20 protein-coding genes are annotated in these 23,056 nt (G+C 53.2%); 15 read left to right on the top strand and 5 right to left on the bottom strand.

The genetic code is table 11. From position 1 onward, the window contains the following. The first annotated feature begins 40 nt into the window (after positions 1-40). From CV945_RS05990 to CV945_RS05930, 13 genes are all read left to right on the top strand, one after another. Positions 41-1,123 (top strand): glycosyltransferase family 4 protein, encoded by a 1,083-nt coding sequence (locus CV945_RS05990; RefSeq protein WP_011232639.1) that lies wholly within the window; start codon positions 41-43, stop codon positions 1,121-1,123. Positions 1,124-1,358: 235 nt separating this feature from the next. Next, positions 1,359-2,477: a DegT/DnrJ/EryC1/StrS family aminotransferase gene (locus tag CV945_RS05985; protein WP_021321960.1), complete on the top strand. Its 1,119-nt coding sequence runs from the start codon at positions 1,359-1,361 to the stop codon at positions 2,475-2,477. Positions 2,478-2,595: 118 nt separating this feature from the next. Beyond that, entirely contained in the window at positions 2,596-3,333 is a 738-nt protein-coding gene (locus CV945_RS05980; RefSeq protein ID WP_011232637.1) for a GumC domain-containing protein, read from the top strand. Further along, the gene (locus CV945_RS05975) at positions 3,330-4,343 is read left to right on the top strand and encodes a Gfo/Idh/MocA family protein (RefSeq protein ID WP_011232636.1); all 1,014 of its coding nucleotides are present in this window, start codon (positions 3,330-3,332) and stop codon (positions 4,341-4,343) included. Before CV945_RS05980 ends, CV945_RS05975 begins: the two co-directional genes overlap by 4 nt. A 15-nt stretch (positions 4,344-4,358) precedes the next feature. Then, positions 4,359-5,672 (top strand): nucleotide sugar dehydrogenase, encoded by a 1,314-nt coding sequence (locus CV945_RS05970; protein ID WP_011232635.1) that lies wholly within the window; start codon positions 4,359-4,361, stop codon positions 5,670-5,672. 17 nt (positions 5,673-5,689) lie between these two features. Next, entirely contained in the window at positions 5,690-6,421 is a 732-nt protein-coding gene (locus tag CV945_RS05965; protein WP_011232634.1) for an N-acetyltransferase, read from the top strand. A gap of 1 nt (position 6,422) precedes the next feature. Next, entirely contained in the window at positions 6,423-7,871 is a 1,449-nt protein-coding gene (locus CV945_RS05960) for a lipopolysaccharide biosynthesis protein (protein WP_100659361.1), read from the top strand. A 32-nt stretch (positions 7,872-7,903) separates the two neighbouring features. Next, the gene (gene wecB, locus CV945_RS05955; protein ID WP_011232632.1) at positions 7,904-8,962 is read left to right on the top strand and encodes a non-hydrolyzing UDP-N-acetylglucosamine 2-epimerase; all 1,059 of its coding nucleotides are present in this window, start codon (positions 7,904-7,906) and stop codon (positions 8,960-8,962) included. Between the two features lie 12 nt (positions 8,963-8,974). Beyond that, positions 8,975-10,363, top strand: a complete 1,389-nt coding sequence (locus CV945_RS05950) for an O-antigen polymerase (protein WP_100659360.1) — start codon at positions 8,975-8,977, stop codon at positions 10,361-10,363. Further along, entirely contained in the window at positions 10,364-11,479 is a 1,116-nt protein-coding gene (locus CV945_RS05945; RefSeq protein ID WP_100659359.1) for a glycosyltransferase, read from the top strand. Continuing rightward, positions 11,476-12,558 (top strand): glycosyltransferase, encoded by a 1,083-nt coding sequence (locus CV945_RS05940; protein WP_096226139.1) that lies wholly within the window; start codon positions 11,476-11,478, stop codon positions 12,556-12,558. Before CV945_RS05945 ends, CV945_RS05940 begins: the two co-directional genes overlap by 4 nt. Next, positions 12,555-12,821: a hypothetical protein gene (locus CV945_RS05935; RefSeq protein WP_020278882.1), complete on the top strand. Its 267-nt coding sequence runs from the start codon at positions 12,555-12,557 to the stop codon at positions 12,819-12,821. Before CV945_RS05940 ends, CV945_RS05935 begins: the two co-directional genes overlap by 4 nt. Further along, positions 12,818-14,074: a glycosyltransferase family 4 protein gene (locus CV945_RS05930; protein ID WP_011232627.1), complete on the top strand. Its 1,257-nt coding sequence runs from the start codon at positions 12,818-12,820 to the stop codon at positions 14,072-14,074. Before CV945_RS05935 ends, CV945_RS05930 begins: the two co-directional genes overlap by 4 nt. A gap of 144 nt (positions 14,075-14,218) precedes the next feature. On the opposite strand, the gene CV945_RS05925 is transcribed toward CV945_RS05930, so the two are convergent. The 5 genes from CV945_RS05925 to CV945_RS05900 all read right to left on the bottom strand — a co-directional run bounded on the left by CV945_RS05925 (position 14,219) and on the right by CV945_RS05900 (position 20,823). Continuing rightward, on the bottom strand, positions 14,219-15,553 hold the full coding sequence (locus CV945_RS05925) for a SpoIID/LytB domain-containing protein (RefSeq protein ID WP_011232626.1): 1,335 nt from the start codon (positions 15,551-15,553) through the stop codon (positions 14,219-14,221). 3 nt (positions 15,554-15,556) lie between these two features. Then, positions 15,557-16,234 carry an SH3 domain-containing protein gene (locus CV945_RS05920; RefSeq protein WP_014196792.1) on the bottom strand — a complete coding sequence of 226 codons (678 nt, stop codon included), beginning with the start codon at positions 16,232-16,234 and terminating at the stop codon, positions 15,557-15,559. Positions 16,235-16,451: 217 nt separating this feature from the next. Beyond that, a complete protein-coding gene (locus CV945_RS05910) occupies positions 16,452-18,899 on the bottom strand; it encodes an SH3 domain-containing protein (RefSeq protein WP_100659357.1) in 2,448 nt (815 codons plus the stop codon). Between the two features lie 242 nt (positions 18,900-19,141). After that, positions 19,142-20,149, bottom strand: a complete 1,008-nt coding sequence (locus tag CV945_RS05905) for an LCP family protein (protein WP_011232623.1) — start codon at positions 20,147-20,149, stop codon at positions 19,142-19,144. Between the two features lie 32 nt (positions 20,150-20,181). Then, entirely contained in the window at positions 20,182-20,823 is a 642-nt protein-coding gene (locus CV945_RS05900; RefSeq protein WP_100659356.1) for a YigZ family protein, read from the bottom strand. Positions 20,824-21,039: 216 nt separating this feature from the next. On the opposite strand from CV945_RS05900, the gene CV945_RS05895 reads away from it, so the two are divergent. Both CV945_RS05895 and CV945_RS05890 read left to right on the top strand, forming a co-directional pair. Then, a complete protein-coding gene (locus CV945_RS05895; protein WP_100659355.1) occupies positions 21,040-22,221 on the top strand; it encodes a sensor histidine kinase in 1,182 nt (393 codons plus the stop codon). Further along, the gene (locus CV945_RS05890) at positions 22,218-22,892 is read left to right on the top strand and encodes a response regulator (RefSeq protein WP_100659354.1); all 675 of its coding nucleotides are present in this window, start codon (positions 22,218-22,220) and stop codon (positions 22,890-22,892) included. The genes CV945_RS05895 and CV945_RS05890 overlap by 4 nt, the downstream gene beginning before the upstream one ends. Positions 22,893-23,056 lie beyond the last annotated feature (164 nt).

Below are 23,056 nucleotides of genomic sequence, written 5' to 3'. Positions count from 1 at the left end.
TGTGTGTTTTCTCGATTCTACATGGCCAAGGTGATTGCTCATGAATATAGACGCGTTTGTGGCATGTCTAGCTTCTTTTATAACTGTACTGGTCATCACCCCGTTTGTGATCAAACTCGCGGTCAAAATTGGCGCGGTCGATCGGCCGAACGGGAGAAAAGTGCATACAAAAGTCATGCCAAGGCTTGGCGGATTGGCCATTTTTATCGGTGTCGCCGTCGGCTATTTTGTCGGCGGGGTGTATAAAGAGCAAGTGACGGGGATGACGGTCGGCGCCATCATCATCGTGCTCGTCGGGATGCTCGACGATTTGTACGAGCTGTCGCCAAAAGTGAAGCTGGCCGGCCAGCTGCTGGCGGCGTTCGTCGTTGTCGCTTCCGGGCTGAAGGTCGATCTTTTGACTGTCCCGTTTGTCGGCACGTTTGAGTTGGGGCTGTGGAGCTACCCGATCACCATATTTTGGATTATCGCGATTACGAACGCCATCAACTTGATCGACGGGTTGGACGGATTGTCCGCAGGCATTTCCGCCATTGGAATTGCGGCCATTGCCGTCATGGCGGGCATGGCGGGCAAAATGCTCATTTTCACGCTCTGCTTGATCATCTTGGGCAGCGTCATCGCTTTCTTGTTTTACAACTTCCACCCGGCGAAAATTTTCATGGGGGATACCGGCGCGTTGTTTTTAGGTTATGCCATTTCCGTCCTGTCGGTGCTAGGGCTTTACAAAAGCGTGACGCTCTTCAGCTTCGTCGTTCCGGTGATCATTTTGGGCGTGCCGATTTTCGATACGACATTTGCCATTATTCGCCGCATTGTGAATAAAAGGCCGATCTCGGCGCCGGATAAGTCGCATCTTCATCATCGACTGCTGGCTCTCGGCTTTTCGCATCGCAACACGGTCTTGCTCATTTATGCGTTTGGCCTGATGTTTGCCATCAGCGCGATTTTGTTCTCCGCCTCGACGTTATGGCAGTCCATTCTCATCGTCTTTGCCTTGATCGTCTTCGGGGAACTGCTTGCTGAACTGATCGGCTTGGTCAATGATCAGTACAAGCCGTTTATGACCTTTATTCGCAAGCTGCTTCGGGGAAGCCGAAAAGTATACGGAAATGACCGATAAATAGCAAATGGGCCGTTTGTGTCATGAAAGGGACAAACGGCTTTTTTCAGGAATTGCCCTTCTTTGGAAAATTATACCCTTCTTTTTCGTTGTTTATGCAGCTTCTGCCGTTCCTTCGCTGATTTTTTTTGCGGCAAGGCCAAGATTGCCACAAAACTGTCATTATATATTGACGCAAATGTGATAAACTAAACATGTTTATTCTATATATTTTTTGGATTTGGAGGAACTTGCGATGAACGTGCCAATGTTGGATTTAAGCGAACAGTATGAACAATTGAAGCCGGAGATCATGCGCGTATTGGATGAAGTGATGCGCTCCTCTCGCTTTATTTTAGGAGATTATGTCAAAAAGCTAGAAGCAGATATTGCTGCCTACAGCCGGGCGAAACACGGAATCGGCTGCGGCAACGGAAGCGATGCGATACATATTGCTTTGCAAGCGGCCGGCGTCGGGCCGGGCGATGAAGTCATCACAACGGCGTTCACCTTTTTCGCGACGGCAGGATCGATTGCGCGGGCCGGCGCCAAACCGGTGTTTGTCGATATCGATCCGGTGACGTTCAACATCGATCCGGCGCAAATTGAAGCGGCGGTGACGGAGAAAACGAAAGCCATCATCCCGGTGCATTTGTACGGGCAAATGGCGGATATGGAGGCGATCGCCGCGATTGCCAAGCGGCATGGATTGGTTGTCATCGAGGACGCCGCCCAGGCGATCGGCGCGAAATACAACGGGAAATGCGTCGGCGAGCTTGGGACGGCGGCGACGTACAGTTTCTTCCCGACGAAAAACTTGGGCGCCTACGGGGATGGCGGCATGATCATTACGAACGATGACGAACTGGCGGAAAAATGCCGGGTCATCCGCGTTCATGGCAGCAAGCCGAAATATTACCATCATGTACTTGGCTACAACAGCCGCCTCGATGAGATGCAAGCGGCGATTTTAAGCGTCAAATTCCCGCATCTGGATCGGTGGACGGAACAGCGGCGCAAGCATGCGGCGACGTATACGCGCCTGCTCGAGGAGGCGGTCGGCGACCTTGTTGTGACGCCGAAAGAAGTCGATGGGCGCTATCATGTGTTCCATCAATACACGATTCGAGCGCCGAAGCGCGACGAGCTGCAAGCGTTTTTGAAAGAACAAGGGATCGCGACGATGGTGTACTATCCGCTGCCGCTGCATTTACAACCGGTGTTTGCTTCGCTCGGGTATAAGGAAGGGCAGTTGCCGGAGGCGGAAAAAGCGGCGAAAGAAGCGCTGTCGCTGCCGATGTTCCCAGAGCTGAAAGAGGAGCAGCAACAGTACGTCGTGGAGAAAATTGCGGAATTTTACCGTCATTCCGCTTGATCGTCCAACCGGCCAAAGGAGACGTCACTTGCGCACAGCAATGGCGTTTTCTTTGGCGTTGGATCATTTGTTTTGTTCACAACACTTTGTTATTTTATGATAAGGGATGGTGGCCGGATTGACGGCGGAAAAACGACCGTTTGTGCTATACGAATATTTGCGCTTTTTTTGGCAGCGAAAATGGTGGTTTCTTCTCGTTCCGCTTGCAACGATCGTTTTGACCGTCATCGCAGGGTGGTTTTTGCTGCAGGGGGAGAAGTATACGGGGAAAGCTGTCGTGTTTACCGGATCGATTGACGTAAAAGAGTTGACGGATCCGAAAAATATAGAAGCGAAGTTTCCTGAGGTGAAAAACTTGGATGTCGTCGTTCCTGAGGAACAGTACGTGCAAATCACTGTCAAAGGCGACGATGAACAAGACGTGAGTCGAGAATTGAAGCTTGTTGTGTCGGAATACAGTCAGGAGCTCAAGCGCCATTCGCAAGAGCGGATTGATGTCACCACGAAATACTTGCATGCGCTGGAAGAACGGGAGCGCGCATTGCAGCAAAAAGTCGATTATTATAGCGAACAAATACAGTCGGGCCGCTTGAATCCAGAACAGCTCAATGACATCAGCGACTTGTTGGTCGAGTCGGAAAACAACTTGACCGAAGTGATGGAGCGCGTCAATCGCATCCGCGGCAATCTTGTCTTTTACGAAAAACCGGCCGTGTTGTCGGAAACGGTGGCGAAATCGAAAACGTATACGGGGCAGCTGATGGCCGTCGGCCTTGTCCTCGGCCTGTTTTTGACGGTCGTTTGGCTCGTGCTTTGGAAGTATATATTGGACGCGAGGAGGTACTATTCTTCATGATCCGTTTTGCCATTGTCGGCATGGGGCATATCGCCAAAAAACATATCGATGCCATTGAAAAGGCGGACGGCGCCGAGCTGGCGGCCGTGTGCGACACGAATCCGGAACGTTTGCGCGACGTGTCGGACGTTCCTGTTTACACTGATATGGAGACGATGTTGAAGGAGAACGAACAGATCGATGTCGTCAACATTTGTGTTCCGTCTGGATTGCACGCGCGGCTGGCCAAGCTGGCGGCCCGCTATCGCCGTCATATCATTGTGGAAAAGCCGATGGCGCTCCGTGTGAGCGACGCCGAAGAGATGATCCGCGCGGCGAAAGAATACGACGTGAAGCTCGCGGTCGTTCATCCGAACCGCTTTCGTCCGGCTATTCGGAAGCTGAAAGAGGCGATGGAGCGCGGGATGTTCGGAAAACTGAGCCATGCGAACGCCACGGTGCGCTGGAATCGAAATCAAGCCTATTATGACCAGGCGGCGTGGCGGGGGACGAAAGAGTTTGACGGTGGCGTCCTGATGAATCAAGCCATTCACAATTTGGATTTGCTGCTTTGGCTGATGGGGCCGGTCAAGGCGGTGCAAGCGATGGCGGCGACCCGTCTGCGCAAGATTGAGACGGAAGATGTCGCGGCGGCGGTCGTCGAGTTTGAAAGCGGGGCACTTGGCGTCATTGAGGCAGCGACGACGATTTATCCGCAAAACTTGGAGGAATCGATCGCCATTTTCGGCGAAACGGCATCAGTGAAAATCGGCGGCCGGACGGCCAACTTTATCGAAACGTGGGAAGCGGAAGGCGTCAGCGAGGAAGAACGGGCAAAGCTCATCGATGAGATCAACGCCGACCCGTTTGGCAAGCCGGGGCACCAATGGATCATTGAAGATATGGTGCAAGCGATTCGCGAAAACCGCGAGCCGATCGTCACTGGTTGGGACGGATTGGCTCCTGTTCGGCTGATCGAAGCGATTTTGCGTTCGGCGGAAACGGGGACAAGAGTGCAACTATCTGAGTAGAAAGGAATGAGAGGAATGAACTACGCGGAACGGCTGTTGCAAAAGTTTGAGAAACGCGACGCGGTCATCGGCGTGGTCGGGCTTGGCTACGTCGGGTTGCCGCTGGCAGTCGAAAAAGCAAAAGCAGGGTTTCATGTCATTGGCTTTGACATCCAACAAAGCCGCGTCGATCAAGTGAACAATGGGATCAACTACATCGGCGATGTTGTCGATGAAGATTTGCATGAGATGGTCAAGCAAGGGCGGCTCATGGCGACGACCGATTACGCCCGGATCGCGGAAGTCGATGCCGTGGCGATCGCAGTGCCGACTCCGCTCGATGAGCATCACCAGCCGGATACATCCTACGTCGAAAATTCGGCAAACGAAGTCGCCAAATACGCCCATGAAGGAATGCTTGTCGTGTTGGAGTCGACCACCTATCCGGGCACGACGGAAGAAATCGTGAAACCGGCGCTGGAGAAAAAGGGGCTCGTCGTCGGGGAGACGGTGTTCGTCGCCTATTCGCCGGAGCGGGTTGACCCAGGCAACAAGCAGTTTAAGACGAAAAATACGCCGAAAGTCGTCGGCGGCGTGACGAAAACGTGCACGAAAGTGGCGGCGGCGATGTATCGTGCGGTGCTTGAAGGCGATGTACACGAGGTGTCGAGCCCGGCGGTGGCGGAAATGGAGAAAATTTTTGAAAACACGTTTCGCCATATCAACATTGCGTTAGCGAACGAGATGGCCATTTTGTGCGAGCGGATGGGCATTGACGTTTGGGAAGTGATCGAGGCGGCGAAAACGAAGCCGTACGGATTTATGGCGTTTTACCCGGGCCCGGGGCTTGGCGGCCATTGCATTCCAATCGACCCGTTTTATTTGACATGGAAAGCGCGTGAATACAACTACCATACGCGCCTGATCGAGCTGGCCGGCGAAATCAACAACGCAATGCCGGAATATGTCGTCAACCGCGCGATGCTCATTTTGAACGAAGAAGGGAAGGCGCTGCGCGGTTCGAAAGTGACGGTGCTCGGCGTCGCCTACAAAAAAGACATTGATGATGTGCGCGAATCGCCAGTGTTGAAAATCGTCGAGCTGCTCGAGCAATACGGAGCGGAATTTGCGGTCGTCGACCCGTATGTTCCGTCGTTCCGGGCGTGCAACCGGGTGATTGAGACGGTCGAGCTGACGCCGGAACTGCTTGCACAGTCAGATCTTGTCTTGATTACGACGGATCATTCCAACATCGACTATGAAATGGTCGCTCGTCACAGCCGGGTCGTGTTTGACACACGCAATGCTATGAAAGATGTGTCGAAACCGGCAAAATACGTCAAATTGTAAGCGAAGGAGACGAAACCATGAACGTTGTCGATCCCTCTGTTGTTTGCGGTGAACGTGTCGAAATGGGCCATTTCACTGTCATCGAGGCGAATGTAAAAATCGGAAACGACGTTAAAATCGGACATCGCGTCACGATTCACGAAGGAACCGTCATCGGCGACGGCGTGACGATCGCCGACGGAGCGGTGCTCGGCAAACCGCCGAAGCCGGCGAAAACGAGCACCGTCAAGCTGTCGGGCGAGCTGCCGCCGCTTGTCATCGGCGACCATTGCACGATCGGCGCCAACGCCGTCATCTATCGAGGCGCGACGATCGGCGCCTACACATTGATCGCTGATTTGGCGAGCGTGCGCGAAAACGTGCACATCGGCCAATATGTGATCGTCGGGCGCGGGGTGTGCGTCGAAAACCACGTCCAAATCGGCGATCGGACGAAAATCCAGTCGAACTCCTACATCACGGCCTACACGACGCTCGAAGACCATGTGTTCATCGCGCCGTGCGTCACGACGACCAATGACAACTACATGGGGCGGACGGAAGAACGGTTCGCCAAAATCAAAGGGGCGACCGTCAAGCGCGGGGCGCGCGTCGGAGGCGGAGCGATTTTGCTGCCGGGCGTGACGGTGGCGGAAGAGACGTTTGTCGCCGCTGGGGCGCTCGTCACAAAAGATACGGAACCGAGGACGGTCGTGAAAGGATTCCCGGCGCGCTTCAGCAAAATGGTCGACGAGCGGGAGTTGTTATAAATTGTTCTCGGCATTCAAGCGTTTAGGAGCGGATTCGCTCCTTTACGCGTTTATGAACGTCGGCACGAAGCTGATTGCCTTTTTGATGCTGCCGATTTATACAAGCTATTTGTCAAAGGCGCAGTACGGGGCGGTCTACTTGATCGACCAATGGACGTCGATGCTGACATTTCTCGTCATTTTCGGTACGGATTCGGCGCTCTCTTTTTACTATTACGACACGGACGACAAAGAGAAGCGCCTTTTGTATGTGCGCAACGTCATGTACTTCCGGCTGTTTGTCGTCGCCATCTTATTTTTGGCTGTCGTTTTGGCCGGTCCGTGGATCGCAGGCGCGCTGTTTCAAGAACCTCGCTATGTCGATTTGCTGTACATCAGTATCGCGACGTTGCTGCTCGATACGATTTTCGTCATGGCGACGACGGTGCTGCGGTTTGAATTTCAGACGAAAAAAGTCGTGATTTGGACGCTCGTGAAAATGCTGCTTGTCGCTGTGCTGTCGTATGCGGCGCTCCGGTGGTTCGCGGCGACGCCGGAAGGGCTGCTCATCGGCCGGCTCGTGAGCAGCGCGCTCGTGTTTTTGTTGATGCTGCATTTGACCGTAAAGTATATGGTGTGGCGCGTGCGCTTTGACGTGTTAAAGGAGCTGCTTGCCTACGCCGCCCCGCTCGTGCCGACTTCGCTCGCCTTTTGGGTGATCGCCAACGTCAGCACGTTTTTCATCCAACGGTTTGCGTCGTTGGAGGAAGTCGGGGTGTTTGGGGTTGCCTTGCGTCTCGCGACCGTGATCACGCTCATCACGAGCGGCGTGCAGATGGCGTGGCGTCCGTATTCGATGTCGATGAAAGACCGGCCGGAAAGCCGTGCGCTGTTTGCGAAAGTGTATATGGCGCTTTTGCTCATTGGAGCGTTTGGGCTGCTTTTGATCGCCACGGCGAGCCCGTGGCTTGTGGAAACCTTTTTCAAACCGGAATATCGCGATGCAGCGTCCTATATCCCGTTTTTATCGGCCGTCACGTTTTTGAACTTTTATTATCTGATTGTTTCCACCGGCTTGTTTTTGACAAAGGAAACCGGCTATATTTCACGGGTGTTCACGCTAGCGGCGCTTCTTCATCTTGCGTTGAACGCCGTGTTGGTGCCGCTTTGGCTCAGCTGGGGGGCGGTCGCGGCCAGCCTCATGACGTATATTGTCGCTGTGGCTTTCATTTTTCGCAAAAGCCAGCAAGTGTATCCTGTGCCAGTGTCATGGAAAAAGATGGCTTTGGTTTTGGTCGGCACATTGCTCGCCCTCATCGTCATCGTCTACGTTCAGCAGGCGTCGCTTGCTGACGGCTGGGTGCTCGCTGGTTGGGGCTTGTTTGCCGCCACGCTCTTTGCCAGCCGGGTTGATCGTGATTTGCGCCGTCCGGTGCGCACGATCGAGGATGAAAATGCGCAAAATACTTGATAACCGCTCATCTGATCTAGGAGGTGTTTCGGATGAAAATCGCCACCGTGTTAGGCGCCAGACCGCAGTTTATCAAGGCTGCCCCCGTCTCGCGCGTCTTGCGAAAACAATATACCGAAGTGCTGATCCATACCGGGCAGCACTATGACCCGAATATGTCGGCCATTTTTTTTGAGGAGTTGAATATTCCGACGCCTGACTACTATCTTGGGGTGGGTTCAGGCAGCCATGGAAAGCAAACGGGCGAAATGCTGATGAAAATTGAAGAAATTGTCATGCAAGAAAAACCGGATTATGTGCTCGTCTATGGCGATACGAACTCGACGCTCGCCGGCGCGTTGGTCGCTTCGAAGTTGCACATTCCGGTCATCCACGTCGAAGCCGGGCTGCGCAGCTTCAACAAGCAGATGCCGGAAGAAATCAACCGCATCATGACCGATCATGTCTCCGAGCTCTTATTTTGTCCAACGGAGACGGCCGTGGAAAATTTACGAAAAGAAAATATTACGCGAAACGTCTGGAATGTCGGCGACGTCATGTATGACGCCATTTTGTACAACAAGGAGCTCGCACAGCGCCAATCGACGATTTTGGCTGATTTGTCGCTGGCGGAACAATCCTACTACTTGATTACCATTCACCGAGCAGAAAATACCGATGACCCCGACAAATTGAAAGCCATTTTGGCTGCTTTTGCGGACATCGACGGGACGAAAGTGTGGCCGATTCATCCGCGGACGCGGCATAAGCTTGAAGAGTACGGCTTGGACGCTTCGGCGATTCCAGGGCTTCGGCTGATCGATCCGGTCGGTTATTTGGACATGCTTCGGCTAGAGAGCGGCGCGAAAAAAATCATCACCGATTCAGGCGGCGTGCAAAAGGAGGCGTATTTCTTGCGCGTGCCTTGCGTGACGGTGCGCGAACAAACCGAATGGGTGGAAACGCTCAAAGGCGGGGCGAACATCTTAACCGGCACGGACCGCGAGAAGATCGTCGCGGCGGTCCACAAGGAAGTCGCCCCTGTTTATGCGGACGTCTTTGGCGATGGGCATGCGGCGGAGAAAATCGTGGCGGCGATCGGACAGCGATAAGGGTGCGTCGGCATGTTGGACGTGTTGATCTGGTTGATTGTTCTTGTCGCCTCCACCTTGATGTTTCGCTATGCAGCGGGGACGCTTTCATGGAAGGCACCGAATCTCGTGTCGATTGTGTACTATTACTCGTTCCTTCTGTCGAGCTTCATCGGCGCGCTGCTGATCGCATTGGGAATGGATGATTACTACATGATTCGCAAGTTGTTTCGGCCCGAGGAATACCGGCAGATCGGGTTTTTCGTCGTCAGCTTCGTTATGATCGTGTTCCCGCTGTCGATGGTGGTCGTTTCAAGGCTGTGCGGATTTGAAGCCAGGCAGGAGTTTCGCGCCTATTTGCAAAAGCCGCTTTCCCCGTTGGCCGGAGCGACGGGCAGCCAAGTGTTTTATGCGTTTTTGGCGCTGTCGCTGCTCAGTTTTGCCGCCATTGCGTATATGATTTGGAAAACGCCGACGATTCCGGTGTTTGCGCTCTTGACAGGGACGGATGAGAGCTTGGCTGCGTTGCGCATTGAGGCGTCGCGCCATTTTGCCGGAAACGTGCTCGTTCGCAATATTTTTGCCATTACGCTCACGCCGCTTTTGTCGTTTATCGCTTATTTGTTTGCCGAGCTGACGCACGAGTGGCGGTGGAAGCTGCTGTTTATCTGTCTGTTTGTCGGGGCGGTGTTCGTCAATGTGTATGATTTGGCCAAATCGCCGATTTTCTTTTACGTGATGATGTTTTTGCTGATTCGCATCTACATTGGAAAAACAAGGCTGTCGGCGGCGAAATTGGCGTTGTATGGGGGAGTGGGGGCGGCGGTGCTCGTCGGCATGTACATCGTCATTCAAGGGGTGCAAGATGTTGCGACCTTTTTGTCTTACAACAAAGGCCCGATCGGCCGCATGATTTTGGCGCAAATCGCGCCGACGTTTCTTCATTTGAATTTGTTCGGCGAAGCGCTGCCATTTCTTTATGGAAAAAGCTTGCCCTCGATTTTAACAGGGTTGTTTGACGTCGAGAATGTCCGCTCCGCCCGCCTCGTGATGGCGCACGTGTTCCCAGAGCGCATTGAAGACGGGACAGGGGGAGTGTTGAACACCCTTTTTGTCGCTGAGGCGTATGCCAATTTCGGTTATGTGGGGATCGTCATCGGCACGCTGTATGTCGGTGTCGTGACGCAGCTGTTGTATATTGGGTTTCTACGGCTGCCAAAAAATCCTTTGTTTTTAAGTTTGTTCGTTTATTTTTCCATTAACATCCCCCGCACGCTTGTCGGTGGGTTCACCGATTTTTTGTTCAATCCGACCTGGGTGCTGCTCGTGGCATTGTTTGGCGGAATGGCGTTGTGGCTGCGGGTGCAGGGGGATTTACGGGCATGGTTTGCAGCGAAAAGGCGAATCACGGATGAGGGATGAATGATGAAAACCGTATTGATTTATTACCCGTTTTCACTCGTCGCGGAACGAAACAGCGGGTCAAAGCTGCGGCCGTATGAAATGCATCAGGCGTTTTTGCGCTGGGGAGCGAAAGAGGGAGTGGACGTTCTTCTGATCGCCGGCACGTCAGCCGAGCGGGAGAAGCAATTTCAAGAGCTCCGCAGCCAAGGCAAGCTCGATGATGTCTGGTTTTGCTATATGGAAAACCAGACGATTCCGCTTTGGCTCACGGACCCAGGACACCGGCCGCAACGTCCGTTCGTCGACCGGGACGTTCTCCGCTACTTGAAAGCCCGCAACGTTCCGATCGGCGTCTTTTACCGCGACGTCTATTGGAAGTTTCCTGATTTGTATCCGCTCCGTGGTTGGAAAAAAGCGGCCATGCAAATGATGTACCGTTGGGAAGAACGGTTTTACGAGCGGTACTGCGATGTCATCTTTTTGCCGAGCCTCGAAATGGGAACATATGTCGCGATCCGCCGCCCGATGGTTGATTTGCCGCCGGGTGGGAAGCAAAAGCCGTTTCAGCGGTTCGGGACGGCGAAACAGCCGCTGAATGCCATTTATGTTGGCGGCATCAACAATGCCGACTATGGGCTTTTGCTCCTGCTCGAGGCGATTCGCTTGGCAAACCGCCGCAAGCCGCTTGTTTCGCTCACCGTCGTCTGCCGAAAAGACGAGTACGAGCGGCAGCCGCTTGCGGTGAAAGAAGAGCTTGCCGCCTTGCAAGTGCGCGTCGAGCACGTCAGCGGCGAAGCGCTCGACCGTTTGTATGCGGAGATGGATTTCGCCTTCATCCCGCGGCGGCGGAGCGAGTACAATGATTTTTCCGTTCCCGTCAAGCTGGTTGACTATCTGTCGAGCGGCCTGCCGATTGTCGCCACCGCTTGCTCAGCGCAAAAGCGGCTGATTGAAGCGGATGGGTACGGCGTCATTTGCGACGACAACCCGTCGTCGATGGCAGAAGCGATCGCCAAGATGGCGGACATGCTCGAGGAGTGCCGCTTGCGCATTGAGCAGACGTTTATGGCGAAACATTCGTGGGAAGCGAGAGTGGAAAAGGTGAAAGAAACGTTGGTGGGGGGCCTCCGATGAAAGTCGCCTTATTGGCTCCAAGCAAATCGATCCATACGCATAAGTGGGCCCGCTTTTACCAAACGCAAGGCATTGATGTGAAAGTCGTGACGTTTAAAGACCATTACGGGCCGGAGCAAGCGAAAGAAGTCGAGACAGTCGTGCTGCCGAAATGGCTGCCGGGGAAGTTGTCGTATTTTTCCACTGTCTTTTCATTAAAGCGGCTGCTCGCTTCGTTTCGACCAGATATTTTGCACGCCCATTATGCCTCCAGCTACGGGTTGATCGGGGCGCTTGCGGGGTATCATCCGTTTTACGTCTCCGTCTGGGGGCGCGACGTGTATCAGTTTCCGAATGCCAATCGTTGGAACCGACGGATGCTTGAATATACATTCCAGCGTGCGGATGTCATTTGTTCGACAAGCCGTGTGATGGCGAAAGAAACCGGAAAGTATACGGACAAACCGATCGAAGTGACGCCGTTTGGTGTTGATGTCGCCCGCTTCAAACCGTTGCCGAAACAGCCGAAACGGACCGTGACGATCGGCACGGTGAAAGCTCTTTCCGACAAGTACGGGATCGCCGATTTGATTCGGGCGTTTGCCATTGTGCACGAGCGGCATCCGCGAACGGAGCTGTTGATCGTCGGCGACGGGCCGCAGCGGAGTGAATACGAGGAGCTGTGCGCCCGCCTCGGCATCCAATCCGTGACGACGTTTGCCGGCAAAGTTCCGAACGAACAAGTGCCGCTGTATATCAATCAAATGGATATTTTCGCCGTGCCTTCGACGGAAGACAGCGAAAGTTTTGGCGTTGCCGCCGTCGAGGCGATGGCGTGCGGCGTTCCCGTTGTCGTCTCCAACGTCGGCGGGCTGCCGGAAGTCGTCCGTGAGGGAACAACGGGGTTGATCGTGCCGAAAAACAGTCCGGAAAAGCTGGCGGAGGCGTTCGAACGGCTGCTGCTTGATGAGAGGCTGCGGCAACGAATGGGGGAAAACGGCGTCAACCATGTCCATGAACATTACGATTGGACGGAAAATGCGATGCGCATGATCCGATTGTATGAGCAAACGTTGAAAGGCGGTGGAGGGAGTCGATGAGGAACAAAGCCGTCATATCAGCCGCCGCGGTTGGTGCTCGTTTGTTGCCGAAAGCGGAGGCTAAGTCGCGAAGCCGGCGGCTTTCCGTTGGCAAGCTCATGATGACCGTCGGTTCGCGGCAACGATTATACATCCAAGGACAGCGGGACGATGCCAGGGGGGCGTTTCCCCTTTTCCACGCCTCGTTTGCGCTCGCCTCTTGGCGCTCGAAATGGAACGTTCGTTTGCGATTTTTTGGGAAAGTGGTGTGGAGCGGGCCATGAGGATCATTTACCTATGCCAACACTTCCCGCCGGAAACAGGCGCACCGCAAATTCGTGTGTATGAGGTGAGCAAGGAGCTGATCAAACGGGGGCATCAAGTGGAAGTGCTCACGGCGTTCCCGCATCACCCGCACGGCGTCATCCCCAAGCCATACCGCGGCCTGTTTTATTTGTTCGAACAATGGGACGGCATTCCCGTTCATCGGACATGGATTTATCCGTCGCCAAAGGGGAGCTTTTGGAAACGGCTCGCTTCGTATTTTTCGTTTACGTTCAGCTCGTTTTATTCGCTGCTTGTGAAAGCGAAGCCGACGGATGTGATCATTTGCAATTCCCCGCCGTTGTTTTTAGGGATCACCGGGTACGTGGGCGCGAAGTTGAAACGGGCGAAGTTTGTTTTCAACGTCGCCGACATTTGGCCGGAATCGGCCGTTGAGCTCGGCATTTTGAAAAATCGGCTGTTCATCCGAATGGCGAGATGGCTCGAGCTGTTTTTATACCGGAAGGCGTGGAAAATCGCCGCCGCGACGGAAGGCATTCGCGATTATATGATTGAGCAAGGGAAGGCGCCCGAGGATGTCTTTTTATTGCCGAACGGCGTCAACACGGATGTGTTTCGCCCGCTGCCGAAAAACAAGAAGCTGCTTGCGGAATTAGGGCTCGAAGGAAAAGTGGTGTTTACGTACGCCGGAACGATGGGATACGCCCAAGGGCTCGATTCGGTGCTGCGGGCGGCGGCCATCGTCAAAGCAAAAGATGAACGGGCGCATTTCCTGTTTGTCGGCGACGGCCAAGAGCGAGAAAAGCTGATGGCGTTAAAAGAAGAGCTCGGCCTTGACAATGTGACGTTTTACGGATCCGTTCCGGTTGAGAAGATGCCGGAGATTTTCTCCATCACCGATTACAGCATCGTTTCGCTGCGCAACATCGATTTGTTTAAAGGGGCAAGGCCGTCGAAAATTTTCCCGGCGATCGCCACCGGAACCCCGGTGCTGTATTGCGGCGAAGGGGAGAGCGCCGAGATTTTAGAAACATACCATTGCGGAAAAATCGCTCCTCCAGAAAATCCTGAACAGATCGCTGCAGCGGTTCTCGAGTTGCTTTGCCTTCCGAGCGAGGAATACGAAAAGATGGCGGAAAATGGGCGCAAGTTGGCGGTGGAGCAATACTCATGGATTCGCATTGTCGACGATTTGCTTCACGCCCTTGGCGATGAAACAAAACGCGAATCCGTTTGGCCGACGGAACAATAAAAAAGAAAAGGGTGTCCCGCTCATAAGCAGGATGCCCTTTCCTTTATGTGAAAAGCGGCTATGTTTCCATTTGGAAAGATATTTTCCGACCGCGTCGGGAGTGTTGGAATGCGAGTGATGTTTTCCTTCACAATCGTCATGCTTTCACTCGAACGAGACTTCCGCCCCGCGGAAGTAATGCTCTAAAATTTGCTCCGCCGTCCATCCACGCTCGGCAAATGCTTTTGCTCCGTATTGGCTCATGCCGATCCGGTGCCCCCATCCTTTTCCAGTGACAGTGATCGAGCTAACCCCTGACGGCGAGGCGGAAAGCGGCACGATGCCATCCGTTGTTTGCACCTTGATTCCTTCGACGCCGGCGAGCGAAACGGTTCCGCTCCCTGTTTGGACGGAGTAAGATGACAAGGAAGAGGCGGCGATGTTGCCGCTGGCCGTTTGAATCGACACGGATGGACCGCTTTTTTGCACTTGAATGTCAAACCAGTTGGACGGCAAGATGCCGTAAAATTGATTGCCGTCTAGCGGGAACAGTTTGCGGATGGTCGTCTCATTGCCTTTCACCGTTTTTTCGCCTGCCGAGGTTTCAATCGTGACGGCACCCACTTCTCCGTTCGCGCCGGTTTTGGCGATCGAGACGTCGTATAAAACAACCGATGGATCGGTGAACCCGAACGAACGCAGCAGCACAGCTGGGGAGAAGGTGAATGACCATCGGCTGTACGGCGATGATTCATACGGGTCATCGACGCTCGCCAAATATGGGTAGGCGGTTTGCGACGAGTTCCAGACGTCGCTTACATTGGCGGTTCTGCCGCCGCTTGTCGAGTGGTAATACGTTTCAATGATATTGCCATTATATTTCAGATACAATCCTCTTGTTGCATCCACTGCCGCGTTCGATCGTGGAGATTCTCCATCATATCCTTTATACGTCTGTGTGTTTGGATTGGTCGTCAAACTTGTTTTATGTTTATAGGCATAGTTTCGGGCCGCAATGGCTTGCGCCTTCAGCGCTTCGAGCGGCCAAGAGGCGGGCATCTCGCTCGGCACGACTCCTTTTAAATAATCTTCCATATCTAAAATATTGACAGCATACAAGACGTTGCTTTGCCGGCGAATGTCGACGCTGCCGCGATAACGGGTTTGATTCACTTTCACAAGCGACAACGGCGCAGCGCCGATCGTTTCTTGAATGGTAAATCCGGTGCTTGAAAAATCCGTCTTTCCATTGTACGTGACAAACACGGTCGAAGAGGAAGACTGAAATGTCAGATTTGTCCCGCTTGGCAGCGGGGTGATCGTCAACGTCTCTTTATTGACGATTTGATAGTTTCCTTCGACGGCGACTGTCACCGATGTCCCTTTATATAAAAGGACTTGCACGGGATTGTTGTACGTTTTCACCCCAGCGGCGTTCGACGCGGAAGGAGAGACGATGAGCAAAAACAGGCCGACGGCCAACCACGCCAATTTTTTCACCGTCTACTTCACCTCACCAAATTCAGCGGCCATCCAACCCCGACGCCCATCAGACAGTTGCACGTTGTACCATTTCTCCCCTTTGCTGTTGGTAAACGGCTGAATATAGACCATCTCTGTCCCTTTTGGAACGGTCGCAATAATCGGATAAGAAGTCGTCGCTCCTTTTCGAATATTGACCGCGGCCGTGGCGATGACGTGCTTGGTGCTGTCGCTGCTGACGGCGGATGTCGAGACATCGCCGGAATAAATCCAACCTTTCAACGATGAGGAGAGGATGATGTTGTACCACAATCCTTGGGAAGTAAGGTGCGCCCCGACCACTTGCAGTGAAGCCCCTGCCTGTTTATAAGTGATGACGCGGTAGCTCGTTGACGCTCCGCTGCGGACGGCCGCATTGTTTTTCACTACATAGACGACAGAAGGCAAAGAAGGCGAAGCGGGTTTGCTGGCAAGTTGTTGTTGAAGTTGTTGAATTTGTTGTTGCTGGGCGGCCAGTTGTGCTTTCAGGTTGGCAATGTCGTTTTTCATCGGGTTGAGCTGGGAAGTCACCCAGTCGACGCTCGCTAACACGACTTCTTCCGATGCTTTCATCGCCGATGGCGTAAACAAGAGGGCGCCTGCCGTCATTCCGACCGCCAGGCTGGCAGCAACGGCCCATTTGGCTTTTCGTTTCATCATGTTCATCTCCCCCGTTTTTGGATATGGAAAGAAAGGAGAATAATAGCTTTCCTAAAAGGCCGGTGAAAAACAACGGATTCGCTCGGTTCATGAGGAATCGCAAGGAATGAAAACGCGATGCTGCCATGTTTCTCAGTTTGACGAACTCCGTCGTAAAGCTTTGCAATCCGTTGCATTACCAGCCTTCTCATGCTATTATTCTCCGAACGCGAACAAACTAGAATTGGCTGAAATACTCTTCCAGTCCTTCGCGAATGCCGACGGCCGCTTTTTGGCGGAACGCTTTCGTTTTGAGCAGCGCCTCTTCATTTGGATTGGAGAGGAAGGCGAGCTCAACGAGAATGCTCGGCAGCTCGTTTTTCCGGTTGACGTAAAAGTCTTGCGTTTTATGGCCGCGGTCATATGTTCCGAGCTGTTGGACAAGATGTTTTTGCACGATGGCGGCCAACTGCTCGCTTTTTGGCCCATTGAAGTTGCTCGATACGTTGTAGTACGTTGTCGTTCCGCGAGATGTCCGCGAGTACGAGTCGGCGTGAATGCTGATAAAGGCGTCGTAGTCGGAACTGTTGGCGATCCATGTCCGTTCAGACAGCTCCAAAAAGATGTCGGTGCTTCGCGTCAATTTCACGATCGCTCCGGCCCGCTCCAATTCTTCTTTTAGCAATAAGGCGGTGTCGAGAGTAATATCTTTTTCCCGCGTGCCGCCAGGGCCGATCGCCCCGGTGTCGTGCGCCCCATGCCCTGCGTCAATGATGATTTTTTTGCCCTTGAGTCCGGTCTCGAGAATTTTCAGCGCCAATCGGTCGCTGTAATGGCGCAGGGTGAACGTGTACCCCGGTTCAAAGGTGATGAGCAGGCTGCTGCCGTTCCACTCCACCGTTTGTATGCCTGGAATGTCGGTCGACGGGACTTCAGCGTAGGAAAACGAGCCGGTGATTTTCAGACGATTGCCCGGCAACAACGAATAGGAGACGCGGAAATTAGAAGTTTTTTTCCACGTCAAATAGGCATCTTCGTTGATGGTCGAAAACGTCGGTTCAACGAGACTATTTAAGGCGACGGTAGAGGTGCTTGATTCCTCCACCCATCCGCGGACGCCATTGGATGTTTCGACATTCAGCCATCCATGATATTCGTAAAGGACAGCAAGCCGCTCATTCGCTGCCAACGCCTTCAACGATTGATAGTTCGAAGAGGCACCTCGGCGCAGCGGAGTGCCCGCCTGTTTGACGTATACGTAGGATGGGGCTTTTACTTCAAACACCGGCATCCATCCCGTTTTCCCCGATGCAGAGGTGACTTGCACCCAGTCGAACGGAGATGCTTCTGTCGTCTTCAAAACCGTGACCGTTCGGTTTTTCGCAATCCGCTCGATGACGGCGGCGCTCAACGAAGGTTCGGCAAACAGCGCCGCATTAGCGGTTGTCACCTGCTTTTGCATCCCCTGGCTGGCTGGTGGGGAAAGGTAGGATTTGGTTACGACCGTCCCGTGCACCCAGCCGAGCGTTTTTCCATTGAGGGACACTTTGTACCAAAGCGCTCCCGACGCATCTTTGGCGCTTGACAGGCTGTTCAGTTTGGTTCCTTTTTTCAGTTGGGTGACGACTTTTGCTTTTAAAGATGGAGCTTGCCGCACATTGGCGACCGAAACGCTGACCGTCAGCGGCTGGCCTGAGACGCTGGACGTATCCGAGACACCGCTTGGAACCGACATGGTTGATGACATCGTCAACACTTTTTCCGACACCCATCCCCGGACATGTCCGAGATCAACGCGGCACCAAAGTTCCTGACCATTTGTGACGAACAAATCGATCACTTTGACAGATTGACCGCGTGACACTGTGGCGACGGCGCGGTAATGGACGCTCGCCCCGTGGCGAACCGGGGAGGACTGCACAACGTTCATGAATGTCGGCAAAAGTGTCGGAAGCTGTTTGGGTATGTAGATCTGTTCCGTTTTCACCCATCCTTTGACTCCCGCCCACTCCACACGCACATACTGTTCCCCGAGCGAATTGGTGAACTCGGCAATGATGGAGACGACATCGCCGTTAGACAGTGTTTTGACGACCGGATAGTAAGGGGATGCCCCCTTGCGCATCGTGATGTCGTTGGCGGCGATCACCGCACGCTTTCCGACGAGCATGGAAGGCGGTTGGTTGGAAAAGCTGTCCGCACGCGTCCAGCCGGTGACGCCTCCGTACTCGATGCGGTACCACGTTTCACCATAGGCATTTTGAAACTCGTCTATGACTTTCACTTGTTGGCCAGCGGGAATCGAACCAACGGACCGATATGAATCGGTTGCCCCTCTTCTCAGCAACGAGTCTTGCTTGGCGAACATCACGTTAGGGAAGGCGGAAGAGACATGCGCTTCAGAAAAGTCGTCTGCCCGCGCCCAGCCCGTGATGCCCTTATATTCGATGCGATACCACGTTTCGCCAGCAGCGTTTTGGAACTTGTCGATGACCTTTACTTGTTGGCCAGCGGAAATGGATTCGACGATTTGATAGGAATCCGTCGCTCCTCTCCTCAGCAAAGCGTTATGCTCAGCGACCATGAGTGTCGGTGAGGATGAGGACGGACTTCCATCGGCGGCCAAGGCGGCCGACGGCCACAGCGGGCAAGTCGCCAACAAGACGGAAAGAAGCGTTTTTTTCAAGGATTCGATCCCCCCCTTTTTTCTCAAGTTTGCGTTTTCTATACTATCATAGCGAATTTTGCCGTTTTATCCAACCCGAATTCAGTCCTATTATGAGAAAAAATGAAAAGTTTTGTTGAAAAAGAGAGAAAAAAAGCAGAGGACATGAAAAGTTGTGTTCTTTCATCATCATTGCGGCATGATATACGCTGTAAATGGAAAAAGGCGCCCCATTGCTTTTGGGAGCACCTTCTTTGTGATCGTTAATTTTGGCTTTGTGTGGATGGTGAATCGCTGCGCGTGAGGGAGGCGTTGGACGTCTCGAGCGCTTGCCGCAGCGTTTCATTGATGGAGCTGACCGATTGCTCGTCGGGGATGTAGTAGTACACGCCGTTGATCGTTTCATCGTATCCTTCTAGATGCAGATTTTGTACGTCCACGTTTTTCATTTTTTGATAGACATAGATGAACGACAACAAATCGGCCGGAGGGATGTTCGTCCGCACGTGATCCCCTAAATCGGCGATGATGTCATCCAGCTTCGGCAGCGAGGTGATGGACGTGCTTTTGTCAATAATGGCGCGAATGACTTGTTTTTGCCGCTCGTTTCGGCCAAAGTCGCCGCGGGGGTCCGATTTTCTCATGCGCACATAGGCGAGCGCTTCATTGCCGTTCAACTCTTGTTTGCCTTTATGGAACGTATGCCATTTGAGCGAACCTGTCAGCTGAGCTTTGAATGTAAACGGAACATCTACCGTGACGCCGCCGAGGGAATCGACAATTTTTTCGAACCCTTCAAAATCAGTCGTCACGTAATAGTCAATCGGTACATCGATCAGCTCATTGACGGCTGCAATCGTCGATTGAATGCCGCCGTAGCTGTAGGAATGGGTGATTTTGTCTTTCCGCCCTTCGCTCGGGATGTAAACGCGCGTGTCGCGCGGAATGCTCAACAAATACACTTTGTTCGTCTTCGGATTGACGGTCAAAAGCATGACGACATCAGACCGCCCCTCCTCGTCGTGGTACTGGTTTTCCACTCCGACTAACAGCACGGTAAACGGATCTTTGCGCATTTCAATATTTTTTGCAGGCTTGCTTGATGGATCAAGCGCTTGATAAATTTTGCTTGACGCCTGTTTCGTCTCGGAGTAAATATTGTAGCCAAAGGCGCCGACACCCCCGAGCAAAAGAAGAAACACGAGCAAAAATAATCGGCGGAGCCGCTTTTTTTTCTTTCGCTTTTTCACCGTTTTTCTTGTATGATTCATCGTTTAACCCTTCTTTCCTTTACGGTGTCGTTTTAGGAAGACGGAAGCAACCGTTCGGCATACTCCATCGCTCCCGCCTGAATGTCCGCCCTTCCGTTTGTCAGTTCGGTCATCCAATCGCCAAACGGTAGCTGGCCGTCCTCGGGAACGAGGATGTCAAAGGTGACACGATCGGCATAATGGATATTTTTAATAGTATATACTGAGGACCGTAGTTCATTTTCCACTTTTCCAAGCCATGTGTAGTCGACCGTCACGTGTATGACGCGCATGAGCCGACGCTCGACGATGCCTGCGGCGTTCAGGCCTTCTGAGACGGCGCGGCTGTATGCACGCACCAACCCGCCCGCACCGAGCTTGATGCCGCCGAAGTAGCGGGTGACGACGGCGACGGTGTCTTTCAATCCTTTTTTCTTCAGCACTTCAAGCATCGGCACCCCTGCGGTGCCGCTCGGCTCGCCGTCATCGTTCGCTTTTTGGATTTGGTCATGCTCGCCGATCAAATAGGCGGAGCAGTTGTGGGTGGCATCCCAATGCTTCTTCTTGATTTGTTGAATAAAGGCGATAGCCTCTTCTTCCGTTTCCGCGCGGTTGACATAGCAGATAAACCGTGATTTTTCAATTACGATTTCGTGTTCACCGTATCCTTTAACCGTGTAATATTTTTGCAACAAAACGAAACACCTCAACGATCAACATCGTGCAAACGGTTTATTTGTTTATTTTTTTGCAAGAACGGCTAGCGCTCTACTCTCATTATGGTAAACTAAAAATAAAAGAGCAATAGATAGAGCATGCTTTTATTATTATAAATCGACAACTTTTTTCCTTCAAACAAATTTTGCTGGCGCCCATGCGCACCGCTTGGCAGCGCTGTTGGAGGTTGGCAAATGGCTAAGGCAAAACAGTGGGACGTAAAGCAGTTAGATCGGATTGTCGAAAAAATGATCGACACCGTTCAACACAGCAAAGACGAAATTTTCCGCATCGGGGAGCAGTCGCGTCAAGAGCACGACCATTTGCTTCGCGAACTTGAGGAGGTGAAGCGGCTGACCGTGCAGGCGATCGAAGAAGCGGATCAGCTGGAAATGAAGGCGCGTCAGGCGCGCCGCCGCCTGTCGGAAGTGAGTCAAAACTTTTCCACCCACTCGGAGCAAGATATTCGCGAGGCGTATGAAGCGGCGCATGAGTTGCATATGAAGCTGACGATGGTGCGCGAGCGGGAGAAACAGCTGCGGCTGCGCCGCGACGAGCTCGAGCGGAGATTGGCGAGCCTTGCGCAAATTATCGAACGCGCCGATTATTTAGTTGGACAAATTACGGTCGTGCTCCACTACTTAAACAGCGATTTCCGCCATGTCAGCGAGCTCGTTGAAGGGGCGAAGCAAAAGCAAGAATTCGGGCTGAAAATCATCGAAGCCCAGGAAGAAGAGCGGCGGCGGCTGTCGCGGGAAATCCATGACGGACCGGCGCAGCTGCTCGCTCACGTCCTTCTTCGGTCTGATTTGGTCGAAAAGGTGATCAAAGAGCGGGGGACGGAAGCGGCGATCGCCGAGATTCGTGATTTTCGCAAAATGGTGCGTTCGGCTTTGTCCGAAGTGCGCCGCATCATTTACGATTTGCGGCCGATGGCGCTCGACGATTTAGGATTAGTTCCGACGCTAAAAAAATACTTGCAAACGACCGAAGAATATAATAACGGAGTCCACATTTCCTTTGTACATATCGGCGAAGAAATTCGGCTGCCGTCGCGGATGGAGGCGGCCGTGTTTCGCCTTGTCCAAGAGTCGGTGCAAAACGCCTTGAAGCATGCCGAAGCGCGCCATATCGACGTCAAAATGGAAGTGACGTGCCACCATCTGCTTGTCAGTGTCAAAGACGATGGCAAAGGATTTGATCCATCGGTCAAAAAAGAAAATGCGTTCGGCTTGATTGGAATGCGGGAGCGGGTGGAGCTGCTCGGCGGCACGTTGACGATTCGTTCGAAACCTGGCAGCGGCACGACCGTGTTCATTCGCGTTCCGATTGACCGTTCAGCCGCAGACATGACCAAGGAGGAGAGGAAACGATGAAAACACGCATCGCGATTATCGACGATCACCAGCTGTTTCGCGAGGGCATCAAGCGCATTTTGGAATTTGAGGGCGATTTTGAAGTCGTGGCGGAAGGAAGCGACGGAAGCGAAGCGCTGTCGATCGTCGAAACATACCGCCCGGATTTGGTGCTGATGGACATCAATATGCCGGACATCAACGGCGTTGAGGCGACGAAACAGCTGATTGAAGCTTACCCTGATACGAAAGTCGTCGTCCTGTCGATCCATGACGATGAACACTATGTGATGCGCGCCTTGCAGACGGGAGCGACCGGGTATTTGTTGAAGGAGATGGACGCCGATACACTCATTGAGGCGGTGAGAATCGTCGCGGAAGGCGGATCGTATTTGCATCCGAAAGTGACGCACAACTTAATTCGCGAATACCGCCGCTTGACGTCGGAAAAAGGCGGCGTGGCGGTCAAACAAGAAGTGCGCCGTCCGCTGCATTTATTGACGCGGCGCGAGTGCGAAGTGCTGCAGCTGTTGGCTGACGGCAAAAGCAACCGCGCCATCGGCGAAGCGCTGTACATTAGCGAAAAAACGGTGAAAAACCACGTTAGCAGCATCTTGCAAAAATTAAACGTCAACGACCGGACGCAAGCCGTTGTGGTCGCGATCAAAAACGGCTGGGTGGAGGTACGCTGAACGGAACGGGGGCTCTCGCCAGTCTTTGCAGCGGTGCGTTGACGATCGAAGCGGCTTCCTGTGGCATCGATGCGCCGTTTGGCGGCGAAGGAGCGGCTTGGGCAAAGCGTTGCATGAGGATCAACGATGTTCCGCTTCACGGCCTGCCCGCGTTCTTTGCCTCC

It is taken from the genome of Geobacillus sp. Manikaran-105 (genome assembly GCF_002809955.1).
GTDB classification, from domain to species: Bacteria; Bacillota; Bacilli; order Bacillales; family Anoxybacillaceae; genus Geobacillus; species Geobacillus thermophilus.
This window is presented reverse-complemented; position numbering and strand designations above follow the sequence as displayed.